23 protein-coding genes are annotated in these 19,273 nt (G+C 69.8%); 5 read left to right on the plus strand and 18 right to left on the minus strand.

Annotation, left to right across the window (positions count from 1 at the left end):
* Positions 1–2 precede the first annotated feature (2 nt).
* From K1T34_RS05455 to K1T34_RS05475, 5 genes are all read right to left on the minus strand, one after another.
* Positions 3–701, minus strand: coding sequence for an ANTAR domain-containing protein (locus tag K1T34_RS05455; RefSeq protein WP_220243195.1), 699 nt, complete (start codon positions 699–701; stop codon positions 3–5).
* Positions 698–991 (minus strand): WhiB family transcriptional regulator, encoded by a 294-nt coding sequence (locus tag K1T34_RS05460; RefSeq protein ID WP_220243196.1) that lies wholly within the window; start codon positions 989–991, stop codon positions 698–700. The genes K1T34_RS05455 and K1T34_RS05460 overlap by 4 nt, the downstream gene beginning before the upstream one ends.
* Positions 988–2,073, minus strand: coding sequence for an acyl-CoA desaturase (locus K1T34_RS05465; protein ID WP_220243197.1), 1,086 nt, complete (start codon positions 2,071–2,073; stop codon positions 988–990). The genes K1T34_RS05460 and K1T34_RS05465 overlap by 4 nt, the downstream gene beginning before the upstream one ends.
* Positions 2,074–2,375: 302 nt before the next feature.
* Positions 2,376–2,852, minus strand: a complete 477-nt coding sequence (locus K1T34_RS05470; RefSeq protein ID WP_220243198.1) for a DUF5994 family protein — start codon at positions 2,850–2,852, stop codon at positions 2,376–2,378.
* 160 nt (positions 2,853–3,012) lie between these two features.
* Positions 3,013–3,477 carry a DUF5994 family protein gene (locus tag K1T34_RS05475; protein ID WP_220243199.1) on the minus strand — a complete coding sequence of 155 codons (465 nt, stop codon included), beginning with the start codon at positions 3,475–3,477 and terminating at the stop codon, positions 3,013–3,015.
* Positions 3,478–3,642: 165 nt separating this feature from the next.
* Between K1T34_RS05475 and K1T34_RS05480 the strand changes: the two genes are divergently transcribed.
* The 5 genes from K1T34_RS05480 (at position 3,643) to K1T34_RS05505 (ending at position 7,223) form a co-directional block, all read left to right on the plus strand.
* The gene (locus tag K1T34_RS05480; protein ID WP_220243200.1) at positions 3,643–3,855 is read left to right on the plus strand and encodes a hypothetical protein; all 213 of its coding nucleotides are present in this window, start codon (positions 3,643–3,645) and stop codon (positions 3,853–3,855) included.
* A 506-nt stretch (positions 3,856–4,361) separates the two neighbouring features.
* Entirely contained in the window at positions 4,362–4,820 is a 459-nt protein-coding gene (locus K1T34_RS05485) for a DUF5994 family protein (RefSeq protein ID WP_220243201.1), read from the plus strand.
* A 414-nt stretch (positions 4,821–5,234) separates the two neighbouring features.
* Positions 5,235–5,396: a hypothetical protein gene (locus K1T34_RS53115; RefSeq protein ID WP_255638330.1), complete on the plus strand. Its 162-nt coding sequence runs from the start codon at positions 5,235–5,237 to the stop codon at positions 5,394–5,396.
* A 10-nt stretch (positions 5,397–5,406) separates the two neighbouring features.
* Positions 5,407–5,763 (plus strand): RGCVC family protein, encoded by a 357-nt coding sequence (locus K1T34_RS53120; RefSeq protein WP_255638331.1) that lies wholly within the window; start codon positions 5,407–5,409, stop codon positions 5,761–5,763.
* A 1,079-nt stretch (positions 5,764–6,842) separates the two neighbouring features.
* Positions 6,843–7,223 carry a membrane dipeptidase gene (locus K1T34_RS05505; RefSeq protein WP_255638332.1) on the plus strand — a complete coding sequence of 127 codons (381 nt, stop codon included), beginning with the start codon at positions 6,843–6,845 and terminating at the stop codon, positions 7,221–7,223.
* A gap of 59 nt (positions 7,224–7,282) precedes the next feature.
* Here the strand turns inward: K1T34_RS05505 and ilvD are convergent, their stop codons facing one another.
* The 13 genes from ilvD to K1T34_RS05570 all read right to left on the minus strand — a co-directional run bounded on the left by ilvD (position 7,283) and on the right by K1T34_RS05570 (position 19,272).
* On the minus strand, positions 7,283–8,980 hold the full coding sequence (gene ilvD / locus K1T34_RS05510) for a dihydroxy-acid dehydratase (protein ID WP_220243203.1): 1,698 nt from the start codon (positions 8,978–8,980) through the stop codon (positions 7,283–7,285).
* A gap of 9 nt (positions 8,981–8,989) precedes the next feature.
* On the minus strand, positions 8,990–9,430 hold the full coding sequence (locus tag K1T34_RS05515; protein ID WP_220243204.1) for a metal ABC transporter permease: 441 nt from the start codon (positions 9,428–9,430) through the stop codon (positions 8,990–8,992).
* Positions 9,387–9,527, minus strand: a complete 141-nt coding sequence (locus K1T34_RS05520) for a hypothetical protein (protein ID WP_220243205.1) — start codon at positions 9,525–9,527, stop codon at positions 9,387–9,389. The genes K1T34_RS05515 and K1T34_RS05520 overlap by 44 nt, the downstream gene beginning before the upstream one ends.
* A 108-nt stretch (positions 9,528–9,635) precedes the next feature.
* Positions 9,636–9,821 (minus strand): hypothetical protein, encoded by a 186-nt coding sequence (locus K1T34_RS05525; RefSeq protein ID WP_220243206.1) that lies wholly within the window; start codon positions 9,819–9,821, stop codon positions 9,636–9,638.
* Between the two features lie 485 nt (positions 9,822–10,306).
* On the minus strand, positions 10,307–11,509 hold the full coding sequence (locus tag K1T34_RS05530; RefSeq protein WP_220243207.1) for an alpha-hydroxy acid oxidase: 1,203 nt from the start codon (positions 11,507–11,509) through the stop codon (positions 10,307–10,309).
* A complete protein-coding gene (locus tag K1T34_RS05535; RefSeq protein ID WP_220243208.1) occupies positions 11,506–12,405 on the minus strand; it encodes an NAD(P)-dependent oxidoreductase in 900 nt (299 codons plus the stop codon). The genes K1T34_RS05530 and K1T34_RS05535 overlap by 4 nt, the downstream gene beginning before the upstream one ends.
* On the minus strand, positions 12,405–13,607 hold the full coding sequence (locus K1T34_RS05540) for a M24 family metallopeptidase (RefSeq protein WP_220243209.1): 1,203 nt from the start codon (positions 13,605–13,607) through the stop codon (positions 12,405–12,407). Before K1T34_RS05540 ends, K1T34_RS05535 begins: the two co-directional genes overlap by 1 nt.
* On the minus strand, positions 13,604–14,386 hold the full coding sequence (locus K1T34_RS05545) for an ABC transporter ATP-binding protein (RefSeq protein ID WP_220243210.1): 783 nt from the start codon (positions 14,384–14,386) through the stop codon (positions 13,604–13,606). The genes K1T34_RS05540 and K1T34_RS05545 overlap by 4 nt, the downstream gene beginning before the upstream one ends.
* Position 14,387: 1 nt before the next feature.
* On the minus strand, positions 14,388–15,179 hold the full coding sequence (locus K1T34_RS05550; RefSeq protein ID WP_255638334.1) for an ABC transporter permease: 792 nt from the start codon (positions 15,177–15,179) through the stop codon (positions 14,388–14,390).
* Entirely contained in the window at positions 15,176–16,036 is an 861-nt protein-coding gene (locus K1T34_RS05555) for an ABC transporter permease (protein WP_220243211.1), read from the minus strand. The genes K1T34_RS05550 and K1T34_RS05555 overlap by 4 nt, the downstream gene beginning before the upstream one ends.
* Entirely contained in the window at positions 16,033–17,016 is a 984-nt protein-coding gene (locus K1T34_RS05560; protein ID WP_220243212.1) for an ABC transporter substrate-binding protein, read from the minus strand. The genes K1T34_RS05555 and K1T34_RS05560 overlap by 4 nt, the downstream gene beginning before the upstream one ends.
* Before the next feature lie 130 nt (positions 17,017–17,146).
* Positions 17,147–18,109 carry an amidohydrolase family protein gene (locus tag K1T34_RS05565; RefSeq protein ID WP_220243213.1) on the minus strand — a complete coding sequence of 321 codons (963 nt, stop codon included), beginning with the start codon at positions 18,107–18,109 and terminating at the stop codon, positions 17,147–17,149.
* Positions 18,106–19,272, minus strand: coding sequence for an NAD(P)/FAD-dependent oxidoreductase (locus tag K1T34_RS05570; protein ID WP_220243214.1), 1,167 nt, complete (start codon positions 19,270–19,272; stop codon positions 18,106–18,108). The genes K1T34_RS05565 and K1T34_RS05570 overlap by 4 nt, the downstream gene beginning before the upstream one ends.
* Position 19,273: the final 1 nt, after the last annotated feature.

Consider the following 19,273-nt stretch of genomic DNA (forward strand, 5'->3'; position numbering starts at 1 on the left):
GGTCACTCTCCTGTCCCGAGTCGAAGGCGGTAGCTGATGATCTGGTGGGACACCTGGTCGAGGGGTGTCTGGTGGGAGTAGGCGTGGGCGCGGATGAGCAAAAGCGCGTCGCGCATTGTCACGTTCAACTGCGCGGTGACGACTCCGGTGGCTTGGTGGACCACGGCGTGGATATCGGAGAGCCAGCCGATGTCCATCGGGTCCGGGCTGCGCAGATCGTCGAGGACTGTGTGCGTGGCGATGTCGGCCAGTGCCAGCGCGTCCCGCAGCTCGGTCCGGTTCAGGGAGCCCGCGGTGGTGCGGTACAGGTCGAGCGTCCCGAGCCGGACCGCGCCGATGTGCAGCGGGAACGAGAACACCGCGGCCACGCCGGCAGCTCGGGCTCCGGGGGTGAATCCGGGCCAGCGGGCCTCCGCAGTTGCCAGATCGGCGACCAGGGTGGGGCCGCCGCGTTCGTGCGCCGCCGGCCCGGGGCCTTCGCCGACCGTGCGCTGCAGGTCGTCGAGGACCAGGCTGGTCGCGTCGGTCGCGCACGCCAATGCCTGCGCAGTGCCATCGTCGCCGCCTTGAACAGTCATCGCGGCGCCAGTGACCGCGCACAAGTCGACGCAGAGGCCGGACACCCGCCGCAGCAGGGCCGCCGGGTCGCTGTGGTCGGCGCGGAGCAGGGCCAGCAGCTCGACGTATCGTTCGGTACTCATGGCGCGGGCAGGCTGTCAGCGCTCGGCCGTGCTGCCCGGCGATCGGTTTCGGACAGCCCGCCCCACACGCCGTAGACCTCCTGGGTCACCAGCGCGTGCGCGCGGCACTGCGCCAGCACCGGGCAGCTGTGGCAGATCTGCTTGGCCCGGGCCACCCGCTCGGCTTTGACGCGGCCACGTTCGCCGTCGGGGTGGAAGAACAGGGCGCTGTCAAGCCCGCGGCAGGCGCCTCGCAGCTGCCAGTCCCAGCTGTCCACCACGGCGGTGCCACGTCGCCAGCCGTGAGTCACGCGGAGCCACCCACGGCGCTCCTGGCGCGCAGCGGCGCGCTGACCCGGTGCAGGTGCTGCAGGGCGTGGCCGTAGGACCGCAGGAGGCCGCACTGGGTGTACTCGATGCTGTGCTGGGCGCAGAATTGCTGGACCAAGCGCTGAGTGGCCCGCAGGTTGGTGCGGGGCATGCTCGGGAACAGGTGGTGTTCCACCTGGTAATTCAGCCCGCCGAGCACGAAGTCGACCATCGCACCGCCCCGGACGTTGCGGCTGCTGAGTACCTGCTTGCGCAGGAAGTCCGGGCTGGCGCCCTCGGTGTAGGTGGGCATGCCCTTGTGCCCTGGCGCGAAGGAACAGCCCATGTACACCCCCCACAGCCCTTGGTGCACGGCGATGAACGCCAACGCCACCGGCGGGGACAGAACGAGGAATATCGCGGCCAGGTACACAGCCGTGTGCAGCACCAACAGCGTTGCCTCCAGCTTGCGGGCCTTGACTTTGCCCTGCCCGACGGTGGCGATGCTGGCCCAGTGCAGGTTGAGCCCTTCGAGCAGCAGCAACGGGAGGAACAGGAACGCCTGGTACTTGGCGGTGAAGCGGACGAACCACTTCCGGTCGCGGGACTGGCCGGAGGTGAACGCCAGCATGGGGATGTCGAGGTCGGGGTCGTCCTCTTCGTGGTTCGGGCTGGTGTGATGACGGTTGCGCTTGTCGATCCACCAGCCGTAGCTGATGCCGACGAGTCCGGCGTGGACGTAGCCGACGGTGTTGTTGGCCTGCCGGGAGCGGAAGATCTGCCGGTGGCCGGCGTCGTGGCCGATGAAGGCAAGCTGGGTGGACATCACCGCGAAAAACCCGGCCGTGACCAGCTGCCACCACGTGTCGCCCAGCACAGCGAAAGCGGCACACCCACCGGCGAAGGCCAGGAGTGTCAGGCTGATCTTGACGGCGTAGTACCCGCGGCGCCGTCCCAGCAGGCCGGCGCGTGCCACGACCCGCTGCAGGTCGGAGAAGCCGGCTTCGGCGGGGGCCACGTGTTTCAAGGAACCGTCGGGGCCACCGACGGCGGGGCCGGGCGAAATCGGTCGGGACGTGGTCATCACAGATCCTCTGTGGACAGTTTCGGACTGGATCAGTCCTGCGTGCGCCGGGGTCCCGGGCGTGGCTGTATTCCAGCCTCTGGATGCGAGTGCTCGTTGCGAGCGTTCAATCGATCATAGGCGCTCTGGGTGCAGACTGCGGGCTCACCGCGTTGCCGGGGCGTCCTGGCGTGAAAAATGGACGGACAGGTAGTAGCCCAGCCCGGTGATCCGCAACGGCCGCAGCACCCGATGAGAACCGGCCACCATCTTGCCGGCCACTACCGATCCTCACCGTGCGGATCAGGATCGCGGTGCGCAGGTCAGGAACGCGACACGGCCGCAACTGGGCGGGTGCCGGTGAAGCCGCCTTCGGATTCCCAGCGGTAGACATCGTTTTCGGCCGGCAGGTGAGTGACGCCGGCTCCTTCGAGGATCTGTTCCGGGCGTGTCGCGTTGTTCTGATCCGAGGCTGCCGACAGCGCGCGTTCAGCGATGGCAGGCGTCGTTTGCGGTGGTATGACGAGCAGGGTGAGCCGCTGCATCAAGCTGCCGGTCACGTGCACAACGTGCGGATCTTGCGAGCGGAACCCTTCCAGGCGCACAACCCGGCCCCGGTGGACCAGCTTGGCTCCGGCGGCCGTCCACGCCTGCGAGGCGAACGCCACGCGCCACACCGGCCCGATCCGGTCGGCGAGCGCAGCGGCGAGTCCTGGCACCTCGGCTGCCAGATCGCCGGAGGGCGGCCACCAGGCGCCGTCGACGAAGCCGGTGACGGAGAGCCGGGGCTTGAGCTGCACCCTGGGGCGGTCAGGCGTGGCGGGACCACGACCGTGCGGACTGTCGACCATGAAAACTCCGATCCCGATCAGGAAGGCCGGTGAGGTAACGGTGGGCGACACGGCTGGACCGGAGTGCGAATTGCTCCCGGTCCCCTCGAGACTCCCGGTCGGGCGGGGTTCATGCCGGGCCGGTGACGCCGCTGGCGGTCAGGATCAGCTGGGCGGAATCGGTGGTGTCCGGGGCGGAGGTCACGCTCAGCGCGCGTTCCGCTGCGACCGGGTCGGCTTCCGGGGGGATCACCAGCAGGGTCAGGTGATGGATGCGTGGTCCGATCACCACGATGGTGTGCTGCTGGAGGCCGGAGAAACTCGCCAGCCGCACCAGATCGGGTCCGTGGGCGAGCCGGTCCGGTGCGAGGTCCCATGCAGCCGGGTTGAAGCCGATGCGGTCCACGCTTCCGAATTCTGCGGTGAGCGAGGCGACGAGGGCGCTGAATTCAGTGACCGGATCCCTTGACCGTGGCCACCACGCGCCGTCGAAACAGCCTTTTGTGGCTCCCGGTTCCTTCAGCTGCAGCCTATGCCCGATGGCGAAAGAGTTGATCACGGTTGCCGAGGCACCGTTGCCTGGTACGAACTTCATCGTCGCGCTCCTGTCCGGCCCGCATCGTGCGGTGGTGATTGCCGTGGTTGCTGCGCGGCGGTGCCGGTGCGCGCCGTTCTCGGCCGACGGAGTCGGACTTCGATTCGCTCAGGCCGATGTGTTCAGCCTACGCCGAATCACAGGCTCTGCTGTCACCGTTCACAAGTGGAGCGGGTGCGCGGAAGGGCACAGTCAGCGGCGGCGCTGCCGCCGCGTGCGCGCTTGTGGCTGGCGCGGATGCGTTTCCGCGCGTTCGCCGGGCCGAGCGGCCGGGGGCCGGAACAAGCTGCCATAACGGGTTTCCTGCGGCTCGACAAGAGCGCCGGACCGACGCTCTTCTGCGACGGGGTGGCTGAAGAGTGGCTTTCCCAAGGGTGAGGTACTGATGGTTTTCCTTTCGAGACAACGTGATCGATGTCCGCCACCGAGTATCGGGAGCGGGCCACGTCGCACCATCGCCGTAACCCTTTTGGGCGCTGTCGGCTGGCACCGCGGACGCGGTCGGAGCCGGAGCGGCTCGACGGCCTTCAGGCCGATGGGTGACGATGGTGTGTCGTGGGCCCGGCTACATGCCGTGCTCCCGTCCTCGGCCGGAACCGACCGGAGGAGGGCCGAGGACGGCGCGGGCTCGATCGCCCACACACGAGATGCTCTCGGACACCACCCACACTACACCGACGAGCGGCCGAACGCGCTGTGGAGTGCTGCCCCTGCGACGAGGGCTCCGTGCGACGGCCGGATACCCGTTGCGGGACAACGGGACCGAACCCGGGGAGTAGCCTGGCAGCACCGGAGGCGAAGCAATGTCCGGCCGTTCGCCGGGCCCACCTCTGGCGTGCGAACGATCCCCGGCCCGGTCACGGGCCGGAGACAGGAGCGCCGGGATGGTGGTCTCGGTTCAGCTGGAAACGTCGACCGAAGGTGAGCAGCTTTCCACGCCCCGCCTGCGGATGAAGCAGGCCGGCGCCGAACGCGGCCACGTCGATGGCGGCTGGTGGCCGCGCGCGACGGATCTGGTGGCGGAGCTGCCGTCATTGGCGAATGCGCTTGAGCAGTGGGTGGGACCGGTCACGCGCGTGTCCTACCACCTGGACACCTGGGGGCTGGTCACCCGGAAGGTACGCGTCGGCGACCGCATGGTGCGGCTCGAGGGCTTCCGCTTCACGGACCCCCACACGATCACCGTGATCGGTTCGGACTCCCGGGGGACGATCCTGCTGGTCGTGCCACCGGGGACCGACAGGGAAGCAGCTCGCGCGGCGCTGCGGTCGGCTGCCGGTGAGGAGTCCACCGCCGCCGCCGCGGAAATCCTCTCCGGCAAAGAGTTTTCCCCGCGACCCTGAGCGACCGCAGGGCCGGTCCGGTGTCTCGGGTGGACGGTTCGGCCCACCAGCGGCCACCGGACTCCGCCCGATCAGCGCCACGCCGAGCGGCTGATGACCGGAGAACCGCTGGCGGCGGTTCGTGGACGCTGACCTCGCGGCACAGCGTGGTCCGGCCGGGTGTGCTGTCGTGACCTTCCGGTACCTGGCCACGTGTAGTGTCAGTGGTGTCCGGAAGCATCCCGCGCGATGGCAGTAGAGCACGCGCCGTCCCCGGCTCGTAGCACGCCTGGCGATGATCAGCGCCCAAGGCGAGTCACTGGCCGCAGCAGCTGGGCGAGGCATCGGACACGATGATGACGCACGCGCTTGCGTTGCTCTGCAATCTGCAGAGCTCGCGTTGCTCTGCAATCTGCAGAGCTCGTGGAGCTCGGCGTGGACAAGAACACCACCGTGGTGTTCCCCGCCCCGCTGATGAGCACCATCGGTGAGCTGGGCGCTTTCCTCGCCCGCGAGAACGCGGCCGCGAACACCCCGCCGCCGCCGTTCGTCGCGACGGTCGTGACGTCGAACGGAGCCGAGGCGGCCGACCAGTGAGGAGCACGAATTGATCACCGAACTCGCCCCATTGCCGCCGACGGGCGTGCGGACGGACGTTGGCGGCTGCCCTGTCTGTCCACATGAGACAGACAGCCACGACACGATCGCGAGCCGCTTCTGCGCGGCGACGGCGGCAGGTGGGCTCCACCGTGGCTGCGCCTGCCCTGCAAGAAGCCCGGAAACCGAGGAAGAGGAAGAGATCATGACCAGTGAGGTGGTCTTCGTGTCGCGGTACGACCGGCGGGTCGTACTGGTACGCGATGTGCTGAAAGCAGATACGGACCTGACCGAAGCGGCGTGCCAAGCGCTTGCGGTGCGGCTACTGCACCTCATCGACGAGGCACCCGAGAAAGTGCGGCGGTAGGAGCTCGCCTTGCCGGTCCGGAAGGCGGCACAGGATGGGGCGGAGGTTTCCACCGAGCTGTTCGTTCCCGTCGGCTACTGGATCGCGGCCCGGGTGTCCACCAGCCCTGGCTCGTGGCAAACATCGTCAGCCACGGGCCGTGAGCCGAATGCCGTGGGGCATGGCGGAGAGCATGGTTGCCGCGGCGGGGACGTGGTGGAGGCGCCGGAGCGCAATCGACCAGGCAAGGGCAAGGAGCAGGACGGCTTGCCAGCCGGCGCACCACCGGACCCGGTGCCTGACCAAATCCCCCGTTCTCCCGAATTCGCATCCATGGGGACCAGTGTCGGTGACCGGGCACCATTTCCCGCATTCAGAACCCGCGACGGGAGAACCCCGCAGGGGACCCGCTAAGCCCGCCGTATCAGCTCGCCATGAAGTCCGCACGAAATCCGCCGACGCCGGGATACCGCCGAGTAGAGGAAAAGGTCGAGCCCGGCATCACTCGACACCATCCGACACGTCGCTCTTAACCAGCGGGTTCGGGGTTCGAGTCCCTGATGGCGCACATTCCTGAATCGAGGGCGGCGGCCGCGGGCGGTGGTGTGGACGGATGCCGGGGTGGCGCATTGGCGGGCCGCCGGTGAACGTCCGCCGGTGGCGGTGTGGACGGCGCAGCAAACGGCCGAGTTCCTCGACCACGCGCGGCCGCATCCGCTTTATGAGTTGTACCTGTCGATCGCCCTGCTCGGTCTGCGTCGTGCTGAGGCGGCGGGGCTTCGGTGGTGTGATCTTGATTTGGATGTGGGGACCGTGCAGGTGTCGCATCAGGTGCAGGACCGTGGCGGTCGGACTGTCGTGTGCCCGCCGAAGACTGAGGGGCTGCGTGCGCACGTTGGCTTTGGACCACGTCCTGAGGCGTTCGTTGCGGAAGTTTGGTGTGCGCACCCGTGCGGGTCAGCCGTCCGGATTCGTCTTTTCTCGGCCGGGCGGACTACCGTTCAGCCCTGGCTATCTGACGTTGGCAGGGTGTGGCATGCCGGACCCGAAGGCTGAGCCGATGGTGATGTCCAGCGAGGAACAGCGAGTTTTGCTGGGACGTGTTACGTGCCGTCGCCGAGACCGGTGGGGTGATCGGGATGTCCGCGCCGCCGCACACCACCTTGTCGCATAGCCATCTCCTGCACGACATCCATTCGGGCAAGGACCATTTCCGGTACTGCGCAGACCTGGTCGGCATCGAGCACGTCGCGGTCGGGCCCGACACCCGCTACGGCGACCACGTCGGCCTGCACACCGTGTTCGGGCATCTGCTCGGCAAGACGACAGGAGGCGGACCGCCCCGTGAGAAAGTGCCCCATGTGGACGGATTGGAGAACCCGACGGAGAACTTCGGCAACATCTGTGGGGAGCTGGTCCGAGACGGGCTCTCCGACAGCGAGATCGCGCCGTGCTGGGCGGCAACATCCTGCGGGTGCTGAAGGAAGTCCGGGCATGACCGCTGCGCCCGGCCGGATCGCCGGGCGCAGTCCTGCCTGCGTTACCCGCAGACAGCGCCCTGGGAGGCCGAGCCGACGAGCCTGGAGTACTTGGCCAGCACGCCGCGAGTGTAGCGGGCCGGCAGTGGCGTCCAGCCCGCCCGGCGGGTCGCCAGCTCGGCGGCATCCACGCCGAGGTCCAGCATGCCGGTCGCGACGTTGAGGCTGACGGGATCGCCATCGCGGACGAAGGCGATCGGCCCGCCGTCGGCTGCCTCCGGGGCGACATGGCCGACGCACAGGCCCGTCGTGCCGCCGGAGAAACGGCCGTCGGTGAGCAGCAGGACGTCCTTGCCGAGCCCCGCGCCCTTGATCGCCGCAGTGATGGCGAGCATCTCCCGCATCCCCGGCCCGCCCTTGGGGCCCTCGTAGCGGATCACCACGACGTCGCCCGCGATGATCGTGCCGTCCTCCAGCGCGTCCATCGCGGCGCGTTCGCGATCGAACACCCTGGCGGTGCCGGTGAATACGTCCGAGTCGAAACCGGCGGACTTCACGACCGCGCCGTCCGGCGCCAGGGAACCACGCAGGATCGTGATGCCGCCGGTCGGGTGGATCGGCGAGGCCATCGCGCGCAGCACCGTGCCGTCCGGGTCCGGCGGCGCGATCTCGGCCAGGTTCTCGGCGACCGTACGCCCGGTCACGGTCAGGCAATCGCCGTGCAGAAGATCCGCTTCCAGCAACGCTTTCATCACCACGGGCACGCCGCCGATGCGGTCGACGTCGGTCATCACATGCCGTCCGAACGGTTTCACGTCGGCCAGGTGCGGCACCCGCGCACCGATCCGCGTGAAGTCGTCCAGGCTGAGCGGTACCTCCGCCTCGTGCGCGATGGCGAGCAGGTGCAGGACCGCGTTGGTGGAGCCGCCGAACGCCATCACCACGGCGATCGCGTTCTCGAACGCCTCCAGAGTCATGATCTGCCGAGCGGTGATCCCCTTGCGCAGCATCTCGACCACCGCCTGACCGGACCGCCGCGCGAACCCGTCACGCCGCCGGTCCGTCGCCGGCGGAGCCGCGCTGCCGGGCAGCGACATACCCAGTGCCTCGGCCGCACTGGCCATCGTGTTCGCCGTGTACATCCCGCCACACGCGCCTTCGCCGGGGCAGATAGCGCGCTCGATCAGTCCGACGTCCGCGCGGCTCATCAGGCCCCTGGCGCAGGCACCGACTGCCTCGAACGCGTCGATGATCGTGACTTCGCGCTCGCCGCCGTCCGACAGCGTGACCCGCCCGGGCAGGATCGAACCGGCGTAGAGGAACACGCTGGCGAGGTCGAGCCGGGCGGCCGCCATCAGCATTCCCGGCAGCGACTTGTCACAGCCGGCCAGCAGCACTGAGCCGTCCAGCCGCTCGGCCTGCATCACGGTCTCCACACTGTCCGCGATCACCTCACGCGACACCAGAGAGAAGTGCATGCCCTCGTGGCCCATCGAGATACCGTCGGACACCGAGATCGTGCCGAACTCCAGCGGGTAGCCACCCGCGGCGTGCACGCCGTCCTTGCTCGCCTTCGCCAGCCGGTCCAGTGACAGGTTGCACGGCGTGATCTCGTTCCACGAAGAAGCGACACCGATCTGGGGCTTCACCCAGTCGTCGTCACCCATACCCACGGCCCGCAGCATCCCGCGCGCGGCGGTGCGCTCCAGGCCGTCCGTGACGTCGCGACTGCGCGGCTTGATGTCCGGAGTCTCGTCCATGAACGGAGCCTACCGCTCCACCACGCCACGAGGAGCACCAAAAGAGCTGTCACGGATGGCGAAGCTGGGTGCCAGGTTCGGGACCGTGTAGCTCAACGCCAGGCCGGCCCACATGTCCGCGACGGCTGGCACCACGGACAGGCCCAGTGCCCGGTAGGGACGAGTGGTCAGCCGGACGGCCGCTCCGGCGGGGGCGGCGAGGCCGAGCAACAGCAAAGCCCCGACCGCCTGCGCGGCTTCAGCGGTGCAAGCGCCGACGAGGGCGAGAAAACCGAACCCGATCAGCCGCACCGGCAGGCCGCGGGCAGCGGCGGCGTCCGGGTCCAGGGTCGCGAACAGCAGCGGCCGCGCGAGCAGCTGCATCAGCAGGCACAGCACGGCACCGATGACCGCGGCAAGAACGGCGTTACCGGAACTGATGCCGAAGATCGATCCGAACAGGACGTTCACCCCGGCGGGCGCCGTTGCCGGTGCTGCGGTTGGTGGTGTCCACGGTGAGGAAGAAGACGCCGAGTCCCAGGATCCAGGCGAAGATGTTGCCGATCACGACGTCGTCCGGGTGTCCCCTGCGAGTCCCTGATGGCGCACCCTCACCCCCCAGGTTCGGATCACTTCCGACCTGGGGATTTGTGTTATGTGGACGCATTTCTTCCGATTACTCACCGTCCACAATGGTCGGTGGCGTGCCCGATTCGTGCGCGAGCTGTCGCGTTGCCGACCGTGGGATGATCTTGGCGGTGGCCTCGGCAGCAGCGAGGGCGACTTCAGGCAGCACGGTCGTGTAGGTATCCATGGTCACCGTGATCGACGAATGCCGAAGCATGTTCTGCACAACCTTCATCGGAAAACGTGAATACTAGTGGCCTACAACGTAGCACCTACACTTATCTACCCCTTTAATGTGACTCCAAATGTCCGGCTCCCATGCCCCTGATCCCGCCTCGTGCGAACATCCTTACGTTCAGTCCCGGATCACACTCAGTTTGCGTCCCGGGCATGTCCGAGGGTTTCCCATGTCCGAGTTCCCGTTCCGCATCGACCCCGTCGGTTGCTCATGCCAGCACTGCCAAGGAGGATGGCGCAGCAGCCCTTTCAATCCCGTCGGCGGCCCCATGCAGTTCCAGTAACTGCTGCACGAAGGGGTCCGCGACGCCACCCGATGACGACACTGGTGGATCGCACGACCGGACAGCCGGCCTCCGCACTGAGGTGCGGGACGTCGGCGGCGGCGCGGGCGCCACCGATGCCGTGTTCTGCGAACTCCGCCAGTTTCCAGGAGCTGCCGGCGTTTGGTCCGAGGTGCCGCGACAGTCACCGGGATTTCGTTCACCCCGTCCGCGGATCGACACCAGGACGGGGTGTCCCGGCGCCCGCGGGCGGGTGGGCCACGGTGAGGGCTCCGGCGATGGTCGTCGCGAGCACGCGGTGGTCGATGTCCTCGATGCGGGCGCAGGCGGTGAGGGCCATCGCGCGGTCGAGCTCCGAGGTCAGTATCTGCAGCACCCGCTCCACGCCCGCTTGCCCGCCGGCCGCGAGCCCGTACAAGTAGGGCCGGCCGATCAGCACCGCGCGGGCGCCGGTGGCCAGGGCGGCGAGCACGTCGGTGCCCCGTCGCACGCCGCCGTCCAGGAACACCTCGGCGTGGCCCGCGACTTCGGCGACGACGCCTGCGAGGGCTTCGATGGTGGCGGGCGCACGGTCGAGCTGGCGGCCGCCGTGGTTGGACACCACGATGCCGTCGGCGCCGTGGTCGAGCAGCACGCGGCAGTCGGCCGGGCGAAGCACGCCCTTGACCACGAGCGGGCCGGACCACCACGCGCGCAGGTCGGCGAGGTCCCGCGCGGTCACCGGGTAGAGGCTGCGCAGCATGTCTCGCTGCATCGCGTGCGGCGCGACCCGGCCGTGGCGCGAGCCGCGCCGCCGCAGGTGACCGCGCGCGATGTCCACCGCCCAGCTCGGGCGCGTGGCGCAGTGCAGCGCCATCCGGGGCCCGAATCGCATCGGCACGGTGAATCCGTTGCGGCGGTCCCGTTCGCGGTTGCCGAACACCGCACTGTCCACAGTGACCACCAGAGCCCGGTACCCGGCCGCCGCGACGCGGTCCAGCAGCGCGCGCACCGCGGCGCGGTCCGGCCAGAGGTAGAGCTGGTACCACCGCGGGCCAGGGGCCGCGGCGGCGACCTGCTCAAGGGTGAAGCTGCCCACCATGCCCTGGACGTAGACGGTGTCGCGGGCAGCGGCCGCACGGGCGACGGCCATCTCGGCGTCGCCGTGCAGCACCCGTGCCGCGCCGGTCGGTGCGAGCAGGATCGGCGACGCCAGCCGGTCGCCGAAGATCCGCACCGCGGTATCGCGCTCGCCGGGCATGGCCAGGGCCGAGGGCAGCAGCCGCGTGGCACGGAACGCTTCGACGTTGCGCCGCAGCGTCACCTCGTCTTCGGCGCCGCCCTCGACCAGGTCGAACACCGGGCGAGGGACCCGGCGGCGTGCGCGCTCGCGCAGTTCGGCGATGTTGCCGGCGCGGTTCACCCCTCGCCTCGCGCGTACCGTGCCAGCAGGTCGGCCGCCGCCTCGATCGCCCGCGCCTTTCCCTGCCGCGTTGCGCCCGCGATGTGCGGCGACAGGAAACACCCCGGGGCCGTCCACAGTGGATGATCCGGCGGCAGTGGCTCGGGGTCGGTGACGTCCAGCACCGCCAGCAGCCGCCCGGCGAGGACCTCGGCGGTCAGCGCCGCCGTGTCGACCACCGTGCCGCGCGCGGCGTTCACCAGCACGGCCCCGTCCGGCATCCGGGCCAGCAATCCCGCCCCCACCAGGCCCGCGGTGCCGGCGGTCGCCGGCACGAGCAGGACCACCGCGTCGGCCTCGGCCACGAGGTCGTCGAGCTCGGTCACCGGGTGCACCCCGGCACGACCGGTGCGCGCGACCACGGTGACCGATGCCCCGAGGCCGGCGAGCTTGTCGCGGGCGCAGCGGCCGATCGACCCGGCACCGACGAGCACCGCCCGGGCCCCGGCCAGCTCCGCGCTCACCGTACGGCGCCATCGCCGCTGACACTGCTCGCGCACGGCGAGCAGCAGCCCGCTGGCCAGCCCGAGCAACGCCGCGGCGACCCACTCGGCCACCGCGTTGTCGCGCGCACCGGCGGGCCGACTCAGCCGCACCCGGTCCGGCAGGTACGGCTCGAGCCACTCGGCACCGGCGATCAGCGTCTGCACGACCCGCAGCGCGGGCAGCTCGCCGAGCACGGGGAGCAGGTCGGTGCGCTGGTGCTCCAGCACGAGGAACTCGACGTCCCACAACGCCCGCACCGCTGCCGGTCCCCCGGACGAGGGGAGCGGGACGACGCAGACCCGCCCCGGCGCGGCGGCGCGCAGCGCGGGCAGTGCCTCGTCCGGTCCGGAAACCACGACCTGACTCGTCATCAGCCCAGCTCGGCCAGCCGCTTGTCGAACTTGTGCAGCTCCTCGACGCCGTCGTCCCCGATGATCACGTTGTCGCACACCCAGTGGCAGAAGCCGTCGAGCACGTAGCGCGGGTGGCAGGCGAGGTTCATACCCGCGGCCAGCACCATCGGCTCTTCGGCCCGGATCAGCGGGCGCTCGACGAGATCGGTGCCCTGGCCGTGGCAGTGCAGCCGCAGCTCCTCCGGCCGCCCGTTGTCGCACAGGAACTCGTTGTACTCCGCCCAGATGTCGGCGGGCGCTGCGCCTGGACGCAGCAGGCCGTAGCAGAACCGCTGCGCCCGCAGGCAGAACTCGTACTCCTCGGCGATCCGGTCCGGGACCCGGCCGACGACGCCGGAGCGGCCGATCTCGGTGTACATCCCGCCAGGGCCGTTCACCTCCACCATGAGGTGGAACGCATCGCCCTCGCGGATCACCCGGTGCTGGCTGTGCGGGTGCGCGATCCGGCCGGGCTCGCCGAGTGGTGTCGAGACGCACCAGTAGATGCCTTGCTCACTGCCCAGCGACTGCGCCGTGTGCTGCGCGATGGCGGCCACGTCGCTGTCGCGCATCCCCGGTGCCACCGCCTCGAACGCCGCCGCGATCGCCGCGTCCTGCAGCTTCGCGGTGGCGCGCACCAGGTCCAGCTCCTCTTCGGACTTGAGCGCACGGACGGTGTCGACGACGTCGGCGGCTTCGGTGAACGTCGCCGCGTGCAGCTCACGCTGCAGGTACTCGCCGAAGGCCATCGGGATCGTGCCGGTGCCGACCCATCCGATCCGGCCGGTGGCGAACGGCCGCAGCGCGTCGAGCGCGAGCTCCGCAGCGTCGTAGCGGGTGTAGGACACCGAGCTCATGTACGGGCTCGCCAGCGCCCGGCCGACGCCGCGCAGCACCGGGTCGTGGACGGGATCGACCACCAGATCCTCGCCGCGCGCGCCGTGCCGGATGATCGTCATCGGCTCCTCGCGGGGGAACACGACGGTGACCGGGTAGCCGTTGGTCGCCGGGATGTCGGTGAGGTAGCGGATGTAGCCGCCGACGTAGTCGTTGTTCGTCTGCGCCACCAGCACGTCGATCCCGCAGGCGGCCATACCCTCGCGGATCGCGCGCCACCGCCGCTGCAGCTCGGCGGTGCTCACCGGGTGGTTCAGCCGTTCGGACAGCTCGGTTCCGGTCATCGGGCAGCTCCCGTCTTCGCGCCGCTGATCAGGGTGAGCACCTCGGTGCGCAGCTCGGTGAACCGCGGCAGGGCCTTGGTCGTCACCTGGCTGCGCGGCCGGGGCAGGTCGACGTCGAGCGTCCGCAGCACCGTGGTCGGGCGTCCGGACATCACGATCACCCGGTCACCGAGGTACACGGCTTCGTCGATGTCGTGGGTGACCAGCACGATCGTCAGCCCGGCGTCGTGGCGCACCCGCAGCACCAGGTCCTCCAGGTCCGCGCGCGTCTGGGCGTCCACCGACGCGAACGGCTCGTCCATGATGAGGAACTCGGGCCGGTAGGCGATGGCCCGCGCGATCGCGACCCGCTGCTGCATCCCGCCGGAGAGCTGCCACGGGTAGCTGTCGTCGAATCCGTCGAGGCCCACCTCTTCCAGCGCCTTGCGCACCGCGGCCCGGCGCGCCGCGCGGTCGCGGATCTTGTTCTTCAACGGGATCGCGACGTTGCGGGCGACCTTCGACCAGGGCATCAGCGATCGGCTGTAGTCCTGGAAGACGCACGCGACCTCCGGCGGCGGGCTCTCGATCACCTTGCCCGTCTCGGTGAGCACGACCTTGCCCCCGGACGAGGGCAGCAGGCCGGACAGGCAGCGCAGCAAGGTGGTCTTACCGGCACCGGACGGGCCGACGATCGTGACGAACTCGCCGGCGTTCACGGTGAACGAGATGTCGCGCAGCACCTCCAGCTCGCTGCCGGCGGAGCGGTAGGACTTCCTCAGGTGTTCCACGGTCAGCATGTCAGCTCTCCCGATCCTTGGTGTACCAGCGCAGCAGCCGGCGTTCGACCAGCACGAAGGCGCCGTTGAAGAGCACGCCGAGGATCCCCAGCAGGAGCATGCCCGCCCACATCTGGGACACCTCGAAGCTCTGCTGCGCCTGCAACGTGACGAACCCGATCCCGTTGGTCGCCGCCACGAGCTCGGTCACCACCATCATCACGAACGCCACGGTCAGGGCGATGCGCATCCCGGCGAGGATGTTCGGCGCGGCGGCGGGCAGCTGCACGTGCAGCACCCGCTGCGCCCGGGTCAGCCGGTAGGACCGCGCGGCATCCTCGAGCTCCCGATCGACTGCCCGCACCCCGTCGATGGTGTTGAGCAGCACGGGAAAGACCGTGACGAACGCGGTGAGCACGATCTTCGGCAGGTCACCGATCCCGAGCAGCACGATGCTCACCGGCACCAGTGCGGTGGCGGGCAAGGCCCGGCAGAACTGCAGCGCCGGGTCGAACGCCCGGTGCAGCAGCGGCAACCGTCCGAAGAGGACACCGAGCGCTATGCCGATCACCACGGCGACGCAGTAGCCCAGCAGCATCCGGCCGACGCTCGGCAGCACGTCGGAGGCGAACCGGCTGAACAGCCACAACTGCTGGAACGACACCAGGATCGAGCGCAGCGAAGGCCAGAACGGCGAGGTGTTGCCGAGCGAGGCGAACCACCAGGTCAGCAGTGCCGCGACCGGGACGATGAGCGAGACGAGCCACGCCGTGAACCGGTGTCCGGCCCGGCGCGGGCGCACCATCGAAGTCATCTGGCCTCCTCACGGTAGGAGATGTGCCAGCCCAGCACACGACGCTCGATCGCGAGCAGTCCGACGTTGGCCAGGACACCGAGCACACCGACGACGAACACCAGCGCGTACATGCTCGGGTAGACCGCGTTGGAGGCGTAGACGGCGATATCGGCACCGATCCCCCGCACTGACGCGATGATCTCGACCGCCACCACCACGACCAGCACGTGCGACGCAGCGAGCCGCACCCCGGTGGCCACGAACGGCGCCACGGCGGGCAGCACCACGTGCCCGAGCCGTTGGTGGGCTCGCAGCCCGAACACGCGGGCGCTGTCGCGCAGCACGTCGTTGATGCCGCTGACCCCGTAGAAGGTCTGGAAGAGCATCGGCCACAGCGCGCCGACCATGCCGAGCAAAGTGGACACCCGGGGGGTGGCACCGAGCAACAGCAGCATCAGCGGCAGGAACACCACTGCCGGCACGAAACGCAGGAAGTCGAGCGGGTAGTGCACGAGCCGGTACAGCAGCGGCACGGTGCCGAGCGCGACGCCGAGGACCAGGCCGGCGACCACACCGCCGGCCAGGCCGACGGCGACCTGCTCCAGGGTCGCCATCAGGGCGTGGACGAACCCCGCGGTGGGAGCCAATTCGACGAGCGCCGCCCCGATCGCGCTGATCGACGGCACCTCCGGCGGCAGCCAGCCGGCGCGGGCGATCAGTTCCCACAGCACGAGGATGCCGAGGGTGGTCAGCCACGGGAGGCCGCGCAGCAGCCACGGCCGGGAAGCCCGGCGGGCGGGGGCGGCCGCCGGCGTCGGTGCGTCGAATCCGGCGGGCGCGGGGGCCAGGCCGGTGGGGGTCGGCTGGGTGCTCACGGCACTACGTACGTTCCGTACGCGGGCGCGACCGAGACCACCCCGTACTTGACTGTGAACGCCGCTTCCTTCTCGATCACCTGGCGGCTGACGTCCGCGGTGTAGAGCGGTAACGGAGCCTGGGCCACGAGATCGGGATCGGCCTTCGTCTGCTTCACGATGGCCTTGCGGGTCTCGTCGGGATGTGCGTTGGCGTACTCACTGGACTCTCGCACCGCCTTGCGCCACCTTTCCACGATGCCGGGATGCTGGTCGATGAAGGACTTGGCCATGAAGAACACCGTGTTGTCGGCGTCCGGATCGGCGAACGCGACGGCCGGCGAGTCACCGATGTCCCGAAAGCCCTTCTTCCGCAACGCCGTCGCGTACGGCTGGGCGGTGCTGATCGCGTCGACCTTGCCCTGATCGAGGGCGGTGATCTGGTCGGGGAACGTGAGCTGTACCAAGTGGACGGACGACGCGTCGCCGCCGTCCTTCTCGATCGCCTCGCGGATCCAGAACTCCCAGCAGCACTTCAGGGAGTTCACGGCGACCGTCTTGCCCGCAAGGTCCTTGAAGGACCGGATCGAGCTGCCGCCCGCCACCATGGTCTGGTACTGCGCCCCGGCCGCGGCGGGACGGTCGGCGACCGCGCCCGACACGATCTGCACCGGGATGTGCGAGGCCGCCGCGATCACGACCGGCGAGATGCCGCCGAGCGCCACCTGCTGCTGGCCGTTGATGACCTGGGTGATCGCTCCGGCGCCGGTGGCCGCGCGGCCGATGGTGAGGTCGATCCCGTTCTGCGCGAAGAACCCGTGCTGCTCTCCCACCAGGATCGCGGTGGACGACTGCGACGCCGCGACCCCCGCCGTGATCGGGATCAGGCCGCCGGTCGACCCGCCACCGAGCGTGTTGGTCGCGCTCAGCGCCCCGCACGCCGACAGCAGGAACATGGCCCCGGTGAGCACCAGGCACGCGAGTTTGCGTCGATACTTCACGGTTGGCTCCGTTTCGCCGGTGAAACGAATCAAAGTCCTTGCGGGGCCGCGGAAATCGCCCGTTCGGGAGAAGAATTGTGCCCGTATCGTACGCCGTGCTCGCGCGCACGAACACAGTTTTTCGTTGTTATTACTGGGAAATACGCGCCGTGTCCGCTTCGGACACCCGCGGTAGCAGTGCGAGTGCGTTGTCCCGGTTGACGGCGGCGCGCTGCGTTTCGGACAGCGGATACGCGTCCAGCTGCGCGGTGAAGTACTGGGAATTGTCGCCGCGGGCATAGGGCCAGTCGCTGCCGTAGAGCACGCGGTCCGGCGCGGCGAACGCGAGCAGGCTCGGCAGGGTGTCCGCGTTGGCGGACAACGCCGTGTCGAAGTAGAACGTGCGCAGGTCGCGCAGGAAGTTCTCGCGCGTGACGACGTGCCCCGCCGCGCCTTCGGTGAGACTGGCCATGCGGTGTGCCGCGTACGGTACGAACCCGCCGGCGTGCGAGAGGATCATCCGCATCCGGGTCGACCGGGCCACCACGCCGTGGCGCACGAGGTTGAGGGCCGCGCGGGTGGTGTCGAGCAAGAAGTCGGCGGCGAAGGGCGGCACGCCCGGCACCGCGGGTCCGGGCGGCGCGGTCGGATGGACGAACACCACCGCCGCCCGCCGGTCCAATTCGGCCATCAGCGGGTCGAACGCCGGGTCGCCGAGGTACACGCCGTCCACATTGGCCAACAGGATCACGCCGTCGGCGTGCAGCTCGTCGAAGGCGTAGGCCACCTCGGCGAGCGAACCGTCCACATCGGGCAGTGGTACCGAGGCGAAGAACCCGAAGCGACCGGGGTGGTCGCGGACCAGCCCGGCGGAGAACTCGTTGACCTGCCGTGCCAATTTCCGCGTGTCGGCGGCGCTGCCGCCCAGGTGCACGCCGGGACGCCCGACGGAGACGACGGCCGTCGCAATGGCGAGCTCGTCGAGCAGCTCGAGCGCGGCGGCCGGGCTCCACGCCGGCGTGGCCTGCCCGCCGAAGTAGCCGCTCGTGCGCAGCGCGTCCGCCCACACAGGGGGGACGATGTGGTGGTGGGTGTCGATCCGGCCGGTGGTCATGTCAGCACTTTCCCTTCCGTGCTTTTCCCTTCCCCGGCCGGGGCGCCAAGCCTGCCTCGGGCCCGGGTGAACCCGCGGGGGTTGTTCCAACCGAGGATGCCGGTCACGCGGCCGCCCGCCGCGTGGGCGGCCACGAACTTGCCATCGGCCACCGAGCCGTCGACGACCGTCAGCTCACCGTCGGCGAAGGTGCCGGCGGCCTGGATCCGGATGTCGCCGGCGTCGGTCCAGAAGAAACGCGACGGCGCGAACGGCTCGTCGTGCCCGAGCAGGTTCAGCGCGGCGCGCCGGCCTTGCTCGGTGGCGTTCATCCGGTGTTCGAACCGGCGGTGGGTACCGGTCGCCGGATCGGGGTTGGCCGCGACGTCGCCGGCCACGTAGACGCCGTCGGCGGCTCGGCAGAACGCGTCGCAGCGCACGCCACCGCGCAGGTCCAGCCCGGAGCCGGCAAGCCACTCCGTGGCCGGTTCGGCGCCGACGGCCGCGACCACGACGTCGGCCGCGAGCGTCGTGCCATCGTCCAGCCGCACCAATCCGGCGTCCGCGGTCGTGACCCCGACGCCCATCCGGAACTCCACGCCGCGTTCTTCACCCGCCGCCCGCACAAGCTCGCCCAATGCCGGCCCGAATTGCCGGATCATGGGACTGGGCAACGGATCGACGACGGTGACGGTCGAGCCGAGCGACCGCGCGGCCGCCGCGATCTCGACGCCGAGGAACCCCGCGCCGACCACGACGGTGCGCCGCGCCGAGCGCAGCCGTTCCCGCAGGACCACTGCGTCCTCGACCGTACGCAGGTAACACACGCCCTCGGCGCCGGGCAGCCGCCGCGGCCGCACGCCGGTGGCGATCACGAGCGCGTCGAACGCCACTGCCGTCCCATCGTCGAGCCGGACGCGGCGGCCGGGCAGGTCCAGCCCGGTTGCCTGCCGGCCGAACCGGGTGTCCAGCCCGAGCTCGGTGTAGCTGCCGGGCGGGCGCAGTGCGAGCCGGTCCGGCTCCCAGGAACCGAGCAGCACCTGCTTCGACAGCGGCGGCCGGTCGTACGGGGCGTGGGGCTCCGCGCCGATCAGGGTGAGCCGGCCGTCGAAACCGTGCTCCCGCAGCGTCTCCACCGCAGTGAGCCCCGCCGCGCCCGCACCCACGACCACCACCGCTCTCATG

Origin of the sequence: Amycolatopsis sp. DSM 110486, assembly GCF_019468465.1 — a bacterium.
GTDB lineage: Bacteria > Actinomycetota > Actinomycetes > Mycobacteriales > Pseudonocardiaceae > Amycolatopsis.